Source organism: Arenibaculum pallidiluteum, from assembly GCF_017355985.1.
Lineage (GTDB): Bacteria > Pseudomonadota > Alphaproteobacteria > Azospirillales > Azospirillaceae > Arenibaculum > Arenibaculum pallidiluteum.
In genome coordinates, this window is the sequence record NZ_JAFIQU010000012.1 from 107781 (window position 1) to 126163 (window position 18383).

General features: G+C 72.5%; 16 protein-coding genes. 14 read left to right on the plus strand and 2 right to left on the minus strand.

What is annotated here, in order from left to right; genetic code table 11:
* The first annotated feature begins 61 nt into the window (after positions 1-61).
* Positions 62-550 (plus strand): hypothetical protein, encoded by a 489-nt coding sequence (locus JUB13_RS21250; protein ID WP_207482401.1) that lies wholly within the window; start codon positions 62-64, stop codon positions 548-550.
* Between the two features lie 12 nt (positions 551-562).
* Here JUB13_RS21250 and JUB13_RS21255 read toward each other — a convergent pair whose 3' ends face one another.
* On the minus strand, positions 563-913 hold the full coding sequence (locus tag JUB13_RS21255; RefSeq protein WP_207482402.1) for a hypothetical protein: 351 nt from the start codon (positions 911-913) through the stop codon (positions 563-565).
* Complete coding sequence (locus JUB13_RS21260; protein WP_207482403.1) at positions 910-2175, minus strand: tetratricopeptide repeat protein; 1266 nt, start codon at positions 2173-2175, stop codon at positions 910-912. Before JUB13_RS21260 ends, JUB13_RS21255 begins: the two co-directional genes overlap by 4 nt.
* A 121-nt stretch (positions 2176-2296) precedes the next feature.
* On the opposite strand from JUB13_RS21260, the gene JUB13_RS21265 reads away from it, so the two are divergent.
* The 13 genes from JUB13_RS21265 to tssB all read left to right on the plus strand — a co-directional run bounded on the left by JUB13_RS21265 (position 2297) and on the right by tssB (position 18377).
* The gene (locus tag JUB13_RS21265; RefSeq protein WP_207482404.1) at positions 2297-3163 is read left to right on the plus strand and encodes a hypothetical protein; all 867 of its coding nucleotides are present in this window, start codon (positions 2297-2299) and stop codon (positions 3161-3163) included.
* Positions 3160-5100 (plus strand): hypothetical protein, encoded by a 1941-nt coding sequence (locus JUB13_RS21270; protein WP_207482405.1) that lies wholly within the window; start codon positions 3160-3162, stop codon positions 5098-5100. Before JUB13_RS21265 ends, JUB13_RS21270 begins: the two co-directional genes overlap by 4 nt.
* A gap of 1 nt (position 5101) precedes the next feature.
* Positions 5102-7123, plus strand: a complete 2022-nt coding sequence (locus tag JUB13_RS21275; protein WP_207482407.1) for a PP2C family protein-serine/threonine phosphatase — start codon at positions 5102-5104, stop codon at positions 7121-7123.
* 17 nt (positions 7124-7140) lie between these two features.
* Positions 7141-7683 carry a transglycosylase SLT domain-containing protein gene (locus JUB13_RS21280; RefSeq protein WP_207482409.1) on the plus strand — a complete coding sequence of 181 codons (543 nt, stop codon included), beginning with the start codon at positions 7141-7143 and terminating at the stop codon, positions 7681-7683.
* A 197-nt stretch (positions 7684-7880) separates the two neighbouring features.
* Positions 7881-8216 carry a hypothetical protein gene (locus JUB13_RS21285; RefSeq protein ID WP_207482411.1) on the plus strand — a complete coding sequence of 112 codons (336 nt, stop codon included), beginning with the start codon at positions 7881-7883 and terminating at the stop codon, positions 8214-8216.
* Positions 8217-8233: 17 nt separating this feature from the next.
* Positions 8234-8707 (plus strand): SPOR domain-containing protein, encoded by a 474-nt coding sequence (locus tag JUB13_RS21290; protein ID WP_207482413.1) that lies wholly within the window; start codon positions 8234-8236, stop codon positions 8705-8707.
* A 25-nt stretch (positions 8708-8732) separates the two neighbouring features.
* Entirely contained in the window at positions 8733-9647 is a 915-nt protein-coding gene (locus JUB13_RS21295) for an SPOR domain-containing protein (RefSeq protein WP_207482415.1), read from the plus strand.
* Positions 9644-10144 (plus strand): hypothetical protein, encoded by a 501-nt coding sequence (locus tag JUB13_RS21300; RefSeq protein ID WP_211115609.1) that lies wholly within the window; start codon positions 9644-9646, stop codon positions 10142-10144. The genes JUB13_RS21295 and JUB13_RS21300 overlap by 4 nt, the downstream gene beginning before the upstream one ends.
* Entirely contained in the window at positions 10141-11469 is a 1329-nt protein-coding gene (gene tssK / locus JUB13_RS21305) for a type VI secretion system baseplate subunit TssK (protein ID WP_207482417.1), read from the plus strand. Before JUB13_RS21300 ends, tssK begins: the two co-directional genes overlap by 4 nt.
* Positions 11466-12383, plus strand: coding sequence for a DotU family type IV/VI secretion system protein (locus JUB13_RS21310; RefSeq protein ID WP_207482418.1), 918 nt, complete (start codon positions 11466-11468; stop codon positions 12381-12383). The genes tssK and JUB13_RS21310 overlap by 4 nt, the downstream gene beginning before the upstream one ends.
* A gap of 33 nt (positions 12384-12416) precedes the next feature.
* On the plus strand, positions 12417-16514 hold the full coding sequence (locus JUB13_RS21315; RefSeq protein ID WP_207482419.1) for a type VI secretion system protein: 4098 nt from the start codon (positions 12417-12419) through the stop codon (positions 16512-16514).
* 1 nt (position 16515) lies between these two features.
* Entirely contained in the window at positions 16516-17682 is a 1167-nt protein-coding gene (gene tssA, locus JUB13_RS21320; protein ID WP_207482420.1) for a type VI secretion system protein TssA, read from the plus strand.
* A 176-nt stretch (positions 17683-17858) separates the two neighbouring features.
* Positions 17859-18377 (plus strand): type VI secretion system contractile sheath small subunit, encoded by a 519-nt coding sequence (tssB, locus tag JUB13_RS21325; RefSeq protein ID WP_207482421.1) that lies wholly within the window; start codon positions 17859-17861, stop codon positions 18375-18377.
* The last annotated feature ends 6 nt before the right edge of the window (positions 18378-18383 follow it).

Genomic DNA, 18383 nt, shown 5'->3' on the forward strand with positions numbered 1-18383 from the left:
ACAACCATGTCCAAGGGAGGTCGCCGGTGAGGTGGCCTGTCCGAAGCGCGGGTGCTTGGCCATGGCAAACGAGAAAATCAGCGACGTTGACCTCCGCCGACTGTGCGACGAGATCGCCGAGCGCGATGGCGTCGTGCGCATCAACGTTCTGCGCGAGGCCGCCGGCGGCGGCAGCTACGCCCGGCTCGCCCGGGTCGTGGACGAGTGGGGCGCCGAGCGCGGACGTGCCAAGCCGCGCCCCCTGCGCCTGGGCAAGCACCGCCCGGAATCCGCGGCGCCCCAGAATACGACGCCCCAGAATACGAGGCCCCAGAATACGAGGCCCCAGAATACGAGGCCCCAGAATACGACACCCCAGAATACGGCGTCCCAGAAGGCCGAGACCGGCATTGGGGCCGCGGCGGCCATGCTCCGCGAGGAGAACGAGATGCTGTGGCGGATGCTGCGCGAGGAGCGCGAGGCCCGGCTGGCCGAGATAGACCGTCTCAACCGGCTCCTGGACCTCATGTCCCGGCACGCGCAGGCCGGCGGGTTCGAGCACCAGGGCTGAGCGGATGCGCGCTCAGCGCGCGGCGCGCCGGGCCGCCTCGAGGTCGCGGAGCGTTTCGCCGAGCGCGCGCTCGAGCGCCTCGGCGCGTCGGCGGGCGCGCTCTTCCCGGCGCTCCGCTTCCTCGGTCCGCCTCTGGAGCGCGCGGACCTCGGCGGCGAGGGAGGCGTCCTCCAGGTCCTGGCGCATGTGGTGCATGCCCACATAGAGCACGTCGGCCAGGGACTGGCCGGGCGGCAGCAGCCGCTCGAGCGCCGCAAGCGCGGCCACCGCCTCGCCGCCCGTGGCGCCGGCGAGGCGGGTCAGCACCGTGCGGATGCGCCGGTCCAGGCTCGTGGAGCCGCCACCTTGCGGACCGTTGCTCACCCAGCCGGCCGCAGCAGGCAAAGGAAGCCCGGGGCGTGTCGATCCGCCTCCCCTCGCAGGACGACGTCCCGGATCTCGGTCGAGAACAGGCCGCGGGCGCAGGCCTCCACGTGGTCGGCGCCGTGCGCGAAGCGGCCGGAAGCCGTAGGGCGGAAGCCCGGCGCTTCCTGGCGCTCGACGGCGAAGGCGAAGAGGCCCTTCGGCGCCATGCGGGCTCGCACGGCGCGGACCACCGGTCCGAGGTCGCCCAGGTGGGCCAGGGCGTCCGCCGCCGCGATCAGGTCCCAGGACCCGCGCTCCCGTTCCAGGAAGGCCATCAGGTCCGCGTGGTGGAGGACGTCGTAATGGCCGGCCGCCCGCGCCTGCACCAGCATCTCCCCTGAGAGGTCGACGCCTTCCAGCCGGTCGACATGGGGCCGCAGGAGCGCGCCGCAAAGGCCGGTTCCGCAGCCGAGGTCGAGCGCGCGCGGGGCCCGGCCGCCGGCGAGGACGGCGGCCACGCCCGCGGCGACATGGCGATGCGCGGCGTCGTCCGCTCGTCCGGGCGGGTGCTCGCCGAACCTGTCGGCGTCCTTGCCGTCGATGGCGCGCCACGTCTGTTCCGGCGCGGGAGCGTCCGGCTCTCCCCGCGTGGCGGTTTCGGGTGGCCGGCGGTTCCGGCGGCCCTCGCGGTCCTTGGCCTCGAGCTCGTGGACCAGCATGGCGCAGGCAAGGCTGTGCGGAGCCTCACGGAAGGCGATGCGCGCCTGCTCCAGCGCCTCCTCTCCCTCGCCGAGCCGATCCAGGGCCTTGGCGAGGGAACATCGGATCTCTGCCTTGCTGCTCGTGAGGTCGAACGCCCGGCGCAGGTGCGGCACGGCGGCGGTGGGGCGGCCCAGCTCCACCAGGATCACGCCCAGCGCCGCGAGCGACCCACCATCCTCGGGGCGGAGCTCCACGGCACGCTCGGCCGCTTCCAGCGCCTCCTCGAGGCGACGGGCTGAGAGGAGGGTCTTGGCGAGGTTGGTGGCGGAGGGGCCGTGGTCCGGGGCCGCGGCCACCGCGTCGCGGAAGGTCTCCAGCGCCTCGTCCCGGCGGCCGGCACCACGCAGCGCGACACCCAGGTTGTTGAGGGTGGGCGCGTGGTCCGGCCTCTCGTCCAGCGCTGTCAGAAGGACCTCGACGGCCTCCTCGTAGCGGCCGGAGGACAGCAGCTCGACGCCCTCGTCAAGAAGAACGTCAGCATTCGAATGAGGATCGGGCGGGGGAACCGCTTGAGTCATCTGCGGGGCGAACCTTGCTTCCGAGCCTCGTTTTCAGGTACCCAGAATAAGTTGTATGCCAAAGCAGGCGTCGCTTGAAGCGGTTTCGCCCCTCGGCGGCCGGCGTTCCGGAGTGTGTCCCATGCGCGGTTTTGGCGGGCTCGCGGTCAGGATCTGGTTGTGCGCCGCGCTGGGCCAGTTCTTCGCGCTGCTCGCCTTCTTCAACGGCGTCGACGAGGTCCGCTCGGTCGAGACCCAGCGCCAGCTCCAGACGCTGCTCGCCCGCGCCGTGGCTCCGGTCTCTGCCATGGCAGCCCTGGGCTTCCCGCTGGAGTACCAGTCCGACCTCCAGTTCCTGGTGGACGCGGTGACCGTGGAGGCCGGGCGGACCGAGGACCTCTTCATCCTGAACCCGGACGGCGTGGTCGTCTTCGCCAGCGACCAGGGCGCCATCGGCTCCACCGCACCCGCCCATTGGTACGGGGACGGCAGCGCCGCGGCGAGCTGGACCGCCCAGTCGCGCGGCGAGACAGTGGTTGGCGCCGCCGTGGTCAATGCCTTCGGGGCGCCCATCGGGACGGTGATCGCGCGGGCCTCGCGCGACGGCGCCGTCATGGACGTGTTCGGCGCGCTCCGCCTCAGCGTGGTCGTGTCGGGTGTGTTCCTGGTATTGGTGGGACTCGTCGCCTGGCTCGGCACTTCCCTCGCCACGCAGCCCCTGGCGGTGCGGCTGAGAACCATGGAGGAGGGCTTCCGCGCCGCCACCGCGGATCTCCGCATGGGCATCGCCCTCGAGCCCGAGGGCGACCGGGGCATGATGGCCGCCACCGCCCGCGCGGTCACGGCGCTGGACGCCGTCGAGGAAGCGTGCCGCGGCATCGACCGGGCGGTCGCCGGCAGGGCCGGACACCGCGCGGGCGCCGCCGGCGAGCCGGGCGTGGGCTCGGCCTCCCCGAACGGGCCCGAACGACCCGCCCGCTCCCGTGCGGCCGAGGAGATGCGGGCATGACCGTTTCCGATCGCACGGTTCTCCGCCTTTGCCTCGTCGGGCTCGCCGTGGTCGTGGTCCCGTGGCTCGCCACCCTTGCCGCGTCCATGCTGTCTGCCGCCCACCTCGCCCGCGACGCAGCCGGCGCGCGCATGGAGATCGTCGGCGGCTCCATGGCGCGTGACCTCAACGCGTATCTCGGCATCGACATCTCGCTCGACCGCGGCGTCGGCTTCGACGCTTATCTGGCCGAGGACCTCGCGGGTGAGGACGAGGTGATGGTGGCGCTGATCGCCACCGAGGATGGCCGCGTGGTCGGCCACTACCTTCGCCCTGGTCGGGACGACCTCGTGGGGCGGCGCTTCACGGCGCAGTCGGACTGGCGGGCGCTGCACCTCGCGGCCGCGACCTTCCCGATCGTCCACAAGGGCCAGCAGGTCGGGCGGCTGATCCTCGCGCGCGATGCCGCGCCCGGAATCCCCCATGCCGGGCGCGTGGTGTCCGACTTCCTCGTGGCCCTCGGCGTGATTCTGGCCATCGGGGCGCAGCACGTGCTGGTGGCCTACCGCCAGTCCGTCTCCCTGCCGCTCCAGACGGTGGCGGCCATCGAGCGCCGCGCCGAGCGGCGACAGTTCGACCGCACCGCCCCGGTCCCCCACGGTGGGCCCGCCGCCCCGGTCGCGGAGGCGCTGAACCGGCTGCTGGCCGCGCTCAACGACCGGTACGCCCGGGTCGCCTCCTATCTCGACGAGATCCGGGAGATGAGCTTCAACCCCGCGGCTCCGGCCGAGGCCGCGCGCTACCAGGCGGCCCTCGCGGCGTCCGCCCGGTTCGCGCCGGAGGGGCTGAAGGAGCTCCGGGTCCACATGGGCGACCTGTTCGCCGGGCCTTCGGCCTTCTGCGGGGGGGTGGTGGCTGGGATCGCCGGGGCGCTCGCCTCACTTTCGGCGACGACCGAGGCCGGGGAGCACGGGATCCTGCCTGCGGCGACCGCGGTCGCGACGGGGCTGCTGGCCGCTGCCTTGGCTGCCCGCCTGGGCCCCCGGGTCAGGATCCTGGGCGGCGGCGCGGTCGCTTTCGCCGGGGGTCTGGCGCTCTCCTTCCTGTCGGGGACCGGGGCGACCCTGGCCGGGGCTGCGCTCGCGGTCGCCGGCAGCGCCAGCGTGGCCGCCGCGGTCGCGCCGCTGGGCATCCGGGCCGCCGCCGGGCGGATCGGGCACGCCGCCGCGGGCATCGCCACGGGCGGCGGCGTGGTGGTGCTGGACTCCGGCCACTTCGGCATGTGGGCGAGCTACCCAGTCGCCGCCGTGGCTTTGGGAGCCGGCTTGCTGCTGGCCCTGCGCTCGGCCCCGCCGGCTGTAGCCCGGGAGCGCCGGCGCCTCTCGACCAAGCGGCTCGGACAGGTGATGTTGGCGGCGGTGCTCGCCTCCCCCGCTTGGCTGCTGTTCGTGGCCTTTGGGGTCTGGCTCGCCCTCGCGCGGCCCGACGCTGCGGCCGTGCATGACGGCAGCAATCCCACCCGCGACCTCGGCCTCTTCGTCTTCGCCGCCGGCTTCGCGCTGGCTATGGGGGCCGCCGCCGGGCGGCTGGCGATCCAGGCCTGGCCCGGGCGCACCGGGGCCGAGCTGGCCCATGCGCTGACCTCCTTCCTGCTGGTGCTGGTGCCCGGCGTCGGCCTCTCGATCTTCGAGGGGGGTGGGGCGGTCGCGACGGCCGCGCTCCTGGGCGCCGGGCTCGCAGGCGCGACCGAGTGCCTCGCGGCGAGGAAGGAGAGCGGCATGCTGACGGCGACCAGCGGCCTCGTCGCCGGGGTCGCGCTGGCCCTCGCGGTGGCCCCGTCGGGCAGCCCGACCCTGGGCGCCTCGGTCTTCGCGACGGTCACCCTCGCCGGGGCGGGCCTCGCGGTGCTCTCGCTGTGGGACACCATGCGCGGGCCGCGCCGGGCGGAGGTTTCCTGAGATGTCCATCTCCCGCCGAATCTTGCTCTTCGCCATGGCCTGCGTCATCGGCGTGCTGGTCGTCGCCGCGGGAACGACCCTCGTCCGCCGCGCCATCGAGACCGACCTCCGGGAGGAGGCGGAGATCCACGCGACCCTCAGGATCTGGGAGCGCGCTCTCCAGAAGGAGGCCGAGCGAGTCCGCACCGCCGTGGTCGAGGCGACGCGCCAGGGTCAGGCCGGGCAGCGCGCACAGGCCGGCCGTCTGGCAGATCCCGAAGCGGCCGAGCTGGCGCGCCGAGGCATCGCCTCCCTGATCTTCTATGACGGCTTCGGCACCCAGGGCCTGTCCTGGCCCGACGGTGCCGCCGCCCCGGTGGTGGAAAGCGGCCGGATCAGCCAGATCGTCTCGGCCCGGACACCGTTCCAGGGGCTCCGCATGGCCGGGGATCGGCCCAGGCTCGTGGCGGGCGGCGCCTTCGACAACCCCGACCCGGGGCGTGCCGCCTATGTCGCCTCGGCGGGGCTCGAGGGGGTGCTGGCAGAGGTGGCCGCGACCCTGGGCGCGTCCGGTTTCATCCTGGACGCGGGCGGGCAGGTGCTGGCCGCCTCGGGTCTGCAAGGCTGGGCCGAGCTCGAGCCCTCCTTCGCCCGGCGGGACGGCGACCTTTTCGAGGCGGACGTGGGCAACCAGCGCGTCCAGCTGGTGGTGCTGCCCGTGCGCGACCCGCAGGTCGGGGTGCTGGGGCAGCTGGTCCTCGCCCGAGACGTAACGGTGCAGTCCCGCTGGCTCGAGGTGGTGGACAGCGTGGCCGTGGGGCTGACGGTGCTGTTCTGCCTGGGCCTTCTGGTGATGTTCCGTTGGGCGCTGACCCGGAACCTCGCGCCGCTGGGCAGCTCCATTACCGCGCTCTCGGCCCTGGCCGAGGGCGACACGGGCGTCGAGGTGCCGGGCGCCGCGCGCGGGGACGAGATCGGGATGATCGCCCGTTCGGTCCAGGCCTTCCGGGATCGTAACAGGCGCCTGCGCGATTCGGACGAGCGGCGGCGCCGCCAGTGGCACCGCCAGCAGGAATTCATCCAGGTGCAGATGCGGCAGCTCGCCGACACCTTGCCGGACGAGGGCCGCCAGGCGTTCCTTGCCGACCTCGGCCGGATCGAGGCGGCGACGGGCGGCACCGGGGGCGAGGGGGATGATCGGTCCTTGGCCGTGGCCTTCGAGATCATGGCCGAGCGCGTATGCGAGCAGCACGACCGGCTGGACAAGCTGGTGCGCGAGCTGAGCGCGGCGCTTGAGACCCGGACCGAGCTCTTCGCCCTGCAGCAGCAGGTTGAGGTCGCCCGCCGCCTGCAGGAGGGGATGCTGCCCCGAGGCCTGCCGCCCCGCCCCGATCTGGAGGCGGCGGGACTTCTGATGCCCGCGGCCGAATTCGATGGCGGCTTCTACGACTACTTCGCCCTGGCCGACGGGGCCTTCGCACTGGTCATTGGACAGCCGGCCAAGGGGGGCCTCGCCTCCAGCGTCGCCTCGGCCACGGTGCGCACCTCCCTTCGCGCGCTCCTCTCGGCCGGGTTCTCGCCGGGCGATTGCCTGACCCGCACGGCCCGGCTGCTCACGGGGGACGAGAACTCCCTCGGCTACGGGCTCGGCGCGGCGGTGCTGCGGCCGGGCGAGCTGAAGCTCTCCTGGGCGGCGGCGGGGGTGGACGCCCCGGTTATGGTGCGCCGCCTGGGCGACGCGGTGCCGCTCCCCTTCGAGCCCGAGCCGCCGCTGGACGGCGACCCTGAACGCACGGTCACCGAGCACGCCCTGGCCATCCCATCCCGTGCGACGGTGCTGCTGGTGTCGCCGGGCATCGCCGCGGCGACCGGCGCCTTTCAGTCGGGCTTCGGACGCGATCGCCTGCTGGCCGCGCTTCGGGACGCCGAGGACCCGGCCGTGGTCGGCGTGCTGGAGGCGCTCCGCAAAGCCCTGCTCGCCCACACCGGCGGGCAGCGTGGAGCGAGGGACAGGCTGTGCGCCGCCGCAAGACTGCTGGTCTGAGGGGGGCGCTCGCCCTTGTGGCAGCCGCGCTCGCGCTGGTCGCGGGCGGGCGGGCGCACGCATCTCCGGTCGACTGCGTGGTCCTCGCCCGGGAGGCCGAGCGCCTGCATGGCATACCGCCGGGTATCCTCCAGGCCATCGCGCTGGTCGAATCGGGCCTGGGCGGGGTCGCCTGGCCCTGGACCCTCAATGTCGGGGGCCGGCCCTTCTACATGAACTCGAAGTCCGACGCGGTCGTCTTGGCCCGGGCGGCGGTGGACAGGTTTGGAACCGACGTGGCCGTGGGCTGCATGCAGGTGCACCTGCGCTGGCACGGCGAGCGCTTCCCCGACCACGCCGAGCTGATCAACCCCGTGACCAACGTCCGCTATGCCGCGGCTTTCCTGATCTCGCTGCGGCGGTCACACGGCTCCTGGGGAGAGGCCGTTCGGCACTATCACGGCTCTGAGCCGGTGGCCCAGGCCGGGTACCTGTGCCGAGTGCTGCAACGCAGAGTCCAGCTCGGCTACCAGGAACCCAACGAAGCGATGATGGATCTCTGCGGCAAGGGCAGGGACTAACTAATGGGTTAAATTGCTGTGACAGGGTTAATCATTTCACTCACGAACTTGCTCGTTGTGCGTATCCATGACATCCTTTCGGAAAGGTACCAAACAGGGTAGGGCAGATGCGGCGGATCACTGCGGGACTGCTGGCCGCAATGTTTGCTTGCGCGGGTAATGCCGCAAGCGCACGGGTCTGCAACTCTGGATTTGCCATGGTGCCGCCTCCCCTGGCGCTCCCCTCCTCCAACGCGGTGAAGGGCCAAGACGCCGCCTCCACCAGCCGGCTCGTCGTGACGCAGACCCCGACCTCGGCAGGCACGGCCGTGCCGTCGGCGCTCAAGGACGCGCCGCCACCGACCGAGCGGCCCCAATCCTTGGCGGACCTGCAGACGGTGACGCTGCAGCCCGGCTACGACCGAGGTCCATCGCCCGAAGCGGGCGCCGGAGTGAACCGGCAATCCCCTGCCACCATGCCGCCGCGGACCGAGCCGCAGCGTGCCACGGCCGTGGGCACCCAGGTGGTGTGCACCGGCATGTGCTGCAGCTGAGCGGGGACCCGCAGGACATGAAGCCCGCCGTCGCCGCACTGGGAGGGACGCTCGCCCTCGGAGCCGTCGGCGGCGGCGCGTTCTATGCCGGCCGCGTGACGGGGGAGGCGCCGCCGGCCCCGCCGCCCGCCGCGGCGGAGGCGCCTGCTCCGGCTGCCGCCTCCGCCAAGGCCGAGGCCCCCGCACCGGCCCCGCCACGCAAGGTGGAGGAGATCGTGCGCCCTGCCGAGTGGCCCGTTTTCTCCATCGAGCTCGCGGCGTTCCGTGACCTGGACAGGGCCAGGGAGTACGCCGAGGTCATGGCGCAGCGGAACCTGGCGGTCGAGTTGGTGGAGACCGTAGACGCAGGTGGAAGGTCCTGGTTCCGGGTGCGGTTCGGCCGGTTCGACGATCCCCGCCAGGCGGCGGCGCGCCTGCCCGAGGTCGAGCGCATCGCCGGGATCTTCGGGGTCGTGACGACCGAGTTCCCCCAGCCCACCGCGGCGCGGTGAGCGGACGAGTCATGGAGCCGACGCCATGAAGCTCGCCCTCGGGAAGGTCCACACCGCCGTCTTGGCGGTCGGGTCGCTCATGCTCCTGCTGCTCGGATTCCTGATTGGGCTGGTGGCCTTCGGGGTTCCCGCCATGACGACCGCCTCGGCGCCCGCCCCGACGCTCCAGGCGGCGGCGCCGGGCGGGACGCCGGCGGCCGCCTCGCCGCAGGGCCAGGCACCTGACGCGCATTACACCGGCGAGAGGGGCGTCGACAGGTTCCTGGACTCGCGCACCAGGATCATGGCGGATGACGCCGGCGATACGGTCGGCGTCGCCGCGCAGCAGGCCGCCATGCCGATCCTCGACGGCGTCGCCGACGCCGCTGGCGAGGTGCTTCCCGGATTCCTCGCGGACCAGCTTCCCTGGATGACGCAGTACGCGCGCTTCAAGACGCGCAGCGTCGTCGCGGATGCGGTGGAGGGCGGCGTCGAGGAGACCGTTCGCGGCGGCATCGCAGGCACCAAGCAGGTGGTTCTGGGGTCCCGGGTCCCCGGGGGCGCAGAGGCGGCCGCGCGCCCGATGCAGGGCGAGGCAGGGGCCGGCGGGGCAGGGGCGGTGGGGGCAGCGCCGATCGGGGCGGTTCCTGGCGCGCCTCCGGCCGCGGGCCCGGGGGCGGCGGCCGCACCGGTACCGTCCCACGCCCCGCAGGGCGCGTTCACGATCGAGTTCGCCCGGTTCGCCACGCCCGCCAACGCGGAGGCCTTCACGGGCGAACTGAGCCGGCGTGGGGTGGACGCGCGCGTCGCGCTCGATGCGGGCCCGACCGGGCGCTGGCACGTCGTCCGCACCGGGCGTTTCTCGAGCCAGGCCGAGGCTACGGAGGCGCTGCGGCGCCTGCGCGGCCGCGGCTTCGGCGGCACCGTGGTCAGCCAGAATACATCCGGAGGCATCCCTTGACCCAGATCCGACGCGACCCCGCCGCGCGCGGTCGGCGTGGCGCGGCCCTGGCCGCGCTGCTGCTCCTGTCACTGCTGGGGGCCTGCGCCGAGAAGCCGGCTCTGACCCTCGGCAGCGTTGCGATTCAAGCCGAGCCGCGGGCCAACGACTTTTCCCCCGTGGCGGTGGACGTCCTCCTGGTGCGCGACCAGAAGCTGCTGGACGAACTGCTGAAGCTGAGCGCGGGCGAGTGGTTCCAGAAGCGCGAGCAGTACCTGCGCGACCACCCGAGGGCGCTCAGCGCCCATTCCTACGAGGTCGTGCCGGGCCAGAGCCTGAGCCAGACGCTGCCCCAGGAACCCGCGGCCTGGGCTGGCCTTGTCTTCGCCAACTACGCCAAGGGCGGCCCGCACCGGCTGCGCCTCGCCGACCCCGGCCCTGTCGCCATCCGCCTGGGCGAGACCGCCCCGGCCTTCGTCGAACCCACCGCGCCTGCCGCAGACCGGAGAACGCCGTGACCGGCATCAGGGATGTACCCGATCCCATCCAGTGGCACGAGGGCATGCTGCTCGCGCCCCAGCACTTCCAGCAGGAGGCGCTGCGCACCCAGGCCATGGTGGCCGCCCATATGGGCCTGGCCGGAACCTTCCACTGGGGCGTGGTGCACCTGCTGCTGGACCGCGTCGCCCTGGTATCCGGCCTCGTCCGGATCCTGGAGCTGGAGGCGGTGATGCCGGACGGCCTGATCGTCTGGCACGATTCCACCGCGCCCGCCCCGCTGGAGCTGGACATCTCCGGCCACGCGGACCCCCTGGCGCAGGCGCCGCTGACCATCCACCTGGCGGTGCCCGCCGCCCGCTCCGGCAGCTGGGGTGGGGCGCAGCGCTGGCAGTCGGTGGAGGGACGCCCGGTGCTGGACGAGAACGGCGGCGACGAGCTGTCGATCCCCAGGCTTCGCCCCCGCCTCTCGCTGGTGGTGACGGCCCAGGCCGGCGAGCGCCCGCCCCAGCGCTACGTCTCCATGCCGCTGGCACGGATCGCCTTCGCCAACGATGCCTTCGCGCTCACGGAGTTCGCGCCGCCCTCGCTGGCGGTCACCGCTAACTCGCCGGTCGGGCGGCTCTGCGCAGACGTGGCGCGGCGCCTGCGCGAGAAGGCCATGCTGCTGTCCGAGCGCATGGGCGCGGGTGCGGGCCGCGACGGCGGCGATGTCTCCCCGTTCGACGAGGTCCGCGCCCTTGTGGTCGGGCTGCCGCCGCTGGAGGCGCAGCTCGCGGTGGAGGCCTGCCATCCCTTCCAGGTCTACCTGTCCATGGCAGGGCTCGCCGGCCACGTCTCGGCGCTGGCGGCGGGGGCGATCCCGCCGAAGCTGTCGCGCTACGACCATGACGACCCGCTGCCCGCCTTCGCCGAGATCCGCGACTTCATCGCGCGCATGGTCGAGCGCGTGCGGGAGGTCGCCGAGCCCATCCGCTTCACCTTCGAGGACGGCATGTTCGGTCTCGAGATGCGCGAGGAGTGGCTGCGCGGCAAGCTGCTGATCGGCGTGCGCGGCCCGGCCGGGATGCCCACGGCCGACGTGGTGGCCTGGATCGAGAACGCGGTGATCGCGTCCCGCCCCAGGCTCGAGAAGCTGGCGGCGCTCCGCGTCACCGGCGCCGTGCGCGCAGTGGTGGACAACACCGGCGAGGCCGGCGTGACGCCGCCCCGCGGTACCGTGCTCTTCACGGTGGAGAAGGATCCCGACCTGATCCTGGCCGGCGAGCGGCTAGAGATCTGGAACCCCGACAACCTCGGCAGCCGCCAGCGGCCCGCCGACGTGGCGCTCTACGTGCTGACATGACGACAGAGCCCACCCTCCTCGGCAGGCGAGACATCCTCGACTGCTTCCTGGCCTTCGCGGCCGAGCTGGCGCGTCACCGCGCCTCGGTGGAGAGCCGGCGCGCACGGCGCGCCCCGGCACCCGAGCTCCCCGGCCTGCCGCCGGCCGAGGCCGTGCCGGCGCCGTCCTCGGACTTTCCCGCCTTCCTTCTGGACGCGCCCGTCATGGCGGCCGAGCGTCCGGCCGCCTTCCCCGACGCGGCCACGGCGCCGGCCTCGGCGCCGCCCGTGGATCCCGAGGTGATCCTGGAGCGGCTCCAGGCCTTCCTGGAGACCCAGGCGGCCGGCTTCGGCCGGCGAGCCTCGGACGTGATGCTGGCCCAGTACCGTGAGGCCCAGTACGCCATGGCGGCGCTGGCCGACGACGTCTTCCTGCACGAGATCGAGTGGGACGGGCGCGAGGTCTGGCGGCTCAACCACCTGGAGCAGAGGCTCTTTCGCTCACGCCTCGCGGGCGATCGCATCTTCGAGCGCATGGACGCGCTGCTGGCCTCGGGGGACCGGCGCCTGCTGCAGCTCGCCTCGGTCTACCTCTGCATCCTGTCCCTCGGCTTCAAGGGCCGCCACCGGGGACCAGGCGGAGACGTCCGCATCCGCGGCTATGCCGAGCGGCTGTTCGAAATGCTGTCGGGCCGTGAGCCCGACCTGCTGGGCACGTGGTCCGGCGCCATGCGCCCGCTGGTCCCGGCGGCCTACGCCCACACCGTGCGCGGCGACGCCGCCCGGCGCGGGCGCTGGCACCCGCGTTGGCCCATGGTGCTGGCGGGCGTCCTCGCCGTCTGGTTGCTGGTGGGCCAGGCCCTCTGGATGACCTCTTCCTCCCGCCTCTCGGAAGCCTCCGGCGCCGTTCTGCGCGCCGCCGGCCAGACCCGATGACCTCGAGGCCCCGATGACCGCGAGGCACCCCGCATGATGAGCATGGTCGAAACCGTCTTCGCCGTCGCCGCCTCGAACCAGCTCCTGGTCCTGGGCGTGCTGGCCTTCCTGGTGCTCCTGACCGTCCTGCTGATGGCCGTAGCCGTCGTCAAGGCGAAGCGCGCCGCGCGGGCGGACGTTCCGCCTGCGCCAGGGGACGGCAAGGCCGACCTGGAGCTGGTCGCGATCCCCGTGGGCGAGGAGGGGGCGCTGGTTGCCAAGCGCGAGGCTGCCGCCCAAGGCGCCCGCAACCTCCGCCGTCTGATGAGGGACGGCCTCGCCGCCTATCGGGAGGCCTACGCCCGCAACCCGTACCTGGTGCCCTGGGTCCTTCGCGTCGGCGTCGGCGAGCCTGACGATGCCGGCGTCCTCTCCGCACTCGACGAGACCCGGCCCGCCGTAGGCGACGCCCGGCGCGAGGGCGTGGCCTGGCACCTCTACGACCGCGGCGTGGTGATCGACGTCCACGATCCCGAGTCCTGGGGCGAGGTCCTGTCCTTCGTGTCGCGCCAGCGGCCGGCCAACCCCATCGACGGGATCCTCCTGACGGTGCCCGTCTCGGCGCTGTCGGACGCGCGCCGGGCCGCCGCCCGCGGGGCCGAGGCCTATACCAGGCTGTGGCAGGCCCAGCGTCAGCTCGGCTTCGCCGTGCCGGTGTATGTGGTGATCACGGGCGGGGAGTCCCTTGAGGGCTTCGCCGCCTTCGAGGAGACGCTGCCCGCGGGCCTCCGCGACGGCATGATCGGGTGGTCCTTCCCCTACGCCCTGGAGACCGCCTTCACGGGCGAGTACGTGGGCGAGGCCCTCCACACCGTGGAAGAGGCCATGTTGGCCGCGAGCCTCGAGGCCTTCGGCAGCGTGATGGAGTCCCATCGCGGCTCGGACATCCTGAAGGCGCGCGAAGAGATCCGGGGCCTGGAGGAGCCGCTGCGGCTGTTCCTGACCACCGCGCTCCGCCGCACGGCCTACCAGGAGTCGCTGTTCTTCCGCGGGATCTACCTGACGGCCCGGCCCGACGCCGACCGTCCGGCCTCCTTCGCCCACGACCTCCTGGAAAAGAAGGTCCTGGCGGAGAGCGGCCTCTCCAAATTGCTGCAGGGCGCCTCCCGCTCGCGGCTCTTCCGCCGCTATGCCTGGCCCGTCAGCGTCGCCGCGGCCTCGGCCGCCGCCGTCGCGACCGTCTGGGTGTCGCTGGTCCGGGTCGAGCAGTATCGGGGCCTCATGGTGCCCATCCTCCGGGCCACCGCCGCCGACATCGAAGCGGTGGCGGGCCGCCGCCAGGCCGACGCCACGGCCACCGCGGACGCCTATGTGGACGCGGCGGTGCGTTACATGCGGAACGTGACGGTCCTCGACCGGTCCGAGCCGATGGTGTTCATGCCCCTGACCTGGCTCGGCGAGGACCCCTACGGCGTCCAGGCCGCGATGGAGGCGGGCTGGCGCAAGATTGTCCTGGGCGCGGTCAAGCGCACCATCGAGCAGCGGCTGGAAGGGTTGGCGCGTCCCGGGGGCGGCGACGTCGCCGCCGACCAAGCCTTCGTCCGCTATCTGGGGCGCGTCGCCGAGGCTGAGGCCTTCGCAAAGGCCTTCAACCAGATCGGCCGCGGTGGCGCCGACCTGCCGATCCGCGACATGCTGCAGTACGGCCTTCAGATCCAGGTCCCGCGCTCCTCCATCGCGAAGCTGGAGGCGTGGGGTGCGATCGGGGCAGGCGCCTCGCCCGTGGACGACCCCGACCTCCGCATCGACACGGCGCGCTATCGTGACGGCGCGCTCTCTGCCTTCAAGGAGCTGGCGGATGCCTACTTCCGCCAGCTCGCGAACGGCGGGCAGGTGGGGGCGAGGCTCGCCATCGTCTCCGTGGAGCTGGGCTTCATCGCCTCGGGCCGGCGCGCCGGCCCCGACGCCGTCGCCGGCTTCACCGAGGTCCTGGCGGGTCTCGAGGACGCAGCCGGGCTGCTGGGAGTGGGGCAGGCTTCCTGGGTCGGGGCCGACCAGCCGTTCCTGCCGCCGAACATCCAGGAGCTCTTGGACGTGGCCGCCAGCTCCGAGCTGCTCGGTCCCGCGTCGAGGGACGAGAGCAATCAGCTCGCGCGCCGTCGCTATGACGAGATCCGCGGTCAAGTTGGCTCGGTCTCGTCGGTCATCGGGCCGCTCGTGGCGCGCAACGCCGACGGCACCGCATCCTTGACCTCGACCGCGGACGGTCTGCGTCAGTCCCTCGCCCAGTGGATGGGCCGGCGCTTCATGCAATGGACCGCCCCCGGTTCCTTGGAGGCCAGGGCCGGCGCCCGCGGCTTCGGATGGGACGCGTCCGTGCTGGAGGCCATCCCGCCTCTCTTCGAGGACTACCTGCTGTTCGAGGCCAAGGACCTGCCTCAGGTTCCCCAGGCATTGCGCCCGGCCATGCGCTCGGCCGCGCAGCACGGGCTCACGGCCTCGGTGGAGCGGGCGCTGGAGCGGGCCGGCGGCGGCACCGGCGGCCTCGCCGCCGAGCGCGAGACTTCCATCGCCGTGATGCGCGACTGGGCCCGCTCGCTGCGCACGGCCTTCCCGGTTCTGGACCAGGCCGTGCAGACTTTCGTCCAGCTCGGGATGCCCCAGCCCGCGGAAGCGCTGAAGGAGCGCGTGGTCCAGCAGGCGGCGATGCTCCTGCGCCAGGCGAACCGCATCATCGAGGAGGACCAGCTCTACCGGCCGAGCCAGCTCTACCTCTCGGGTTGGCGCTCCGGTCCTATCGAGCCCCACGCCTTCTTCGGCCAGCCCTCGCCGGGCGGGCTGATGCAGTGGATGGTGACCTCACGGGTCGAGATCGCCACCCTCGCGCGTGAGATCGCGTCCCCGATGATCGAGATCCTGTCCAGGCCGACCATGCAGTCACCCCAGGGCTCCGCCCTGTCCAGCAGGTGGCTCCAGGTGGTCACGGCCATCGAGCAGTACGATGGCGGCCGGCCCAACAGCACGCTGGCCCTCCTCGAACGCTTCGTGACGGAGGAACTCGGCAAGATCGACGACCGCAACTGCCTTCAGCTGGGGCCCTCGCCCGCCGCTTCCATCGACTTCTTCGCGGATCGGCTGGAGGGTATCCGGACGGCAGTCCGGCAGCGCTGCCTCGCGCTGGTGGACGAGAAGCTGGCCCTCGGCTACCAGGAGCTCGCAACGATCTTCAACGAGCGCCTGTCGGGCCGCGCACCCTTCGACCAGGACGGCAAGGGCCTCCCGGCCTCGCTGGCCGACGTGCGCGAGTTCTACGCCGCCTTCGATGCCCGGTCCGCTGACGTGGTCGCACCCGTCTCGGCCGCGGCGCGAACGCGGGGCGAGTGGCGTGAGGCCGCTCGCTTCGTCGAGGCCATGGCCCAGGCGAGGCCGCTGCTGATGCAGGTTGCCCAGCCCGAGCCCAACACGGCGCTGCTGGTGGACCCCGTCTTCCGCGCCAACCGGGAGCGCGAGACCGGCGGCAGCGAGATCATCGAATGGCGCCTGTCGGTGGGTGAGCGTTCGGTCTCCAACTTCGGGCCGCGCGAGAAACCCCGGTGGCTCCCCGGCGACCGAGTCACGCTGGAGCTGCGCTGGGCCAAGGACGGCACCGTGATCCCGGCCGAGGCCCGCGGTCCCGGCGCCTTGGAGGTGGACGGACGAATTGCACGCTTCGGCCGTGAGGGCGCCTGGTCTCTGGTGTCCTTCCTGAAGGAGCGGGAGGTGACGGCCCGCGATCGCACGGGCGATCTTCGGCCCGGCACGGTGCTGACGGCCTTCGAGGTCGCGACCAAGTCCGCCGAAGGCTCGCCGACGGACGGCAGGCCCGTCGAACTCCGGCCCGGCGAGCCCGCGAAGGCGAGCGACACCCGCGTCTTTGTCTCCTTCCAGCTTCGCAAGGCGACGGAGGCCGACGGACGGGTCAAGGAGGAGCCGCTGGCCCTGCCGCGCCTGCCTGTCGTCGCACCGCAGCCGGCCGCCATGGCGCGGGGGCCCGGCTTCGGGGCGCAGACCGTCCAGGCGCCGGCCGGCACCTCCACCCTAGACGAGGCCCTGTTCAGGCTCGGGCAGCCGGCCGCCGGGCCGGCCGCCGAGCCCCGGGCAACGGGGAGATAGCATGGTCTCCGAGCTTCCAGAGAGCGTCTACCGGGAGGTCGGCCTCGACCTCGCGGCCCTGCTCGCCCCGCTTCCGGAGGGCGAAGGGGCCGGCGAGGACATCCGCTACGCGCCCGAAATGGACGCGTTGGCCGAGGCGCGCCGAACCGAGGACGAGACCGAGCAGGGCGTCTGGCAGACCTCCTTCAAGAAGGCCGACTGGCGCGCGGTGGTCCGCATGTCCGCCGACCTGCTGGAGACGCGGTCCAAGGACCTCCAGGTTGCGGTCTGGCTGGTCCAGGCGCTTGCCCGGCAACACGGGCTCAAGGGGCTGGCCGTGGGCGTCGACCTGGTCACGCGGCTGACCGAGGCCTTCTGGCCGTCGCTGTGGCCGCGCCCGGACGAGGACGACCTGGAGCCGCGCCTCGGGCCCTACTTCTGGATGGACGCCCACCTGAAGTCGGAGGTCCTCCAGGCCGTGGTGACCGAGCCCCCGCCCAACGAGCGGCAAGGGCTCGACTTCCAGGGCATCATCCGGTCGCGCAAGCTCCGCCACCTGGCGAGCAACAACCCGAGAGCCTATCAGCAGGCGCTATCCGAGGGGGAACGCTCCCCCGAGGACGCCGACGCCGCCTTTGCCCAGACCTCCGATCGGTTCGTCCAGGATCGGCGGGACGAGGTCCGGCTGGCGCTCGCCGCCGCCCGCCGCCTGTGCGCAGCGCTGGACGCCACCGCCGGCCGGCAGGCGCCGAGCCTCTCCGAGTTCCTCGGAGTGCTCCAGGACGTCGAGCGCTTCCTGGGCCAAGCGGCGGCGGAGCGTGGCCTGGACCGGCGACCCGATCCCGATCCCGAGCCCGCCAGCGACAACGAGGAAGAAGACATGCCCGCGCGCGTGAACCCGCCCCGCTTTCAGATCGCCGCGGGCATGCCTGCGATCTCCAATCGGCGCGCGGCCTACGCCCTGCTCGACTACGCCGCCGACTGGCTGCTGGAGAACGAGCCGCACAGCCCCGCGCCGTACCTCGTCAAGCGCGCCGTGTCCTGGGAGGACCGGAGCCTCAGGGAGGTGCTCGGCGAGCTCATGGCCAAAGGCGCGGACCCGTCCGCGATCTTCGAGGTCCTTGGCATGAACGAGGAGGACGGCCGGCCGGCGCGCCGGCGCCGGGCCACCGCCTTGGCGGACGACTGACGGGAGAAGGGCAAAAGCTTAAGCCTCGTTGGGAAATCTTGTCACACGGCGAGTGAGTCTAAAGTAGAGCAAGTGACCTAGTTTGAGTGGCCTTTGTGCCGAAACGATGTTAAAACCCCGTCAAGTCATGGCAATGTCCGTCGATTTGACTGCCAAGGTGAGGAGGCTGTCGCATCATGTCTGAGAGCACGCAAAAGAAGTTGGACCGCATTCGTCCGCCGCGCGTCCAGATCACCTATGACGTCCACATCGGGAACGCGACCGAGAAGAAGGAGCTGCCGCTCCTCATGGGCATCCTGGCGGATCTCTCGGGTAAGCCCGCGGAGCCCCTGCCCAAGGTGAAGGACCGGAAGTTCGTCGAGATCGACCGCGACAACTTCAACGACGTCCTCGCGGCCTCCGGCCCGCGTCTCGCCTTCCAGGTCGAGAACAAGCTGCAGGACGATGGCAGCAAGATGAACGTCCTCCTGAACTTCCGGGAGATCGACGACTTCGGCCCGGTCGCCGTGATCAAGCAGGTCCCGGCGCTCGCCCGCCTGCTGGAGGCCCGGCAACGGCTGTCCGACCTGCTGGGCAAGCTCGACGGCAACGACGAGCTCGGCAGCATCCTCAACGACGTAGTCGCGAACACCGAGCAGCAGACCGAGCTGAAGGGCCTGCTGGGTTCGTCCGACCCCACGCCCGCCGACGCCTGATCCGCG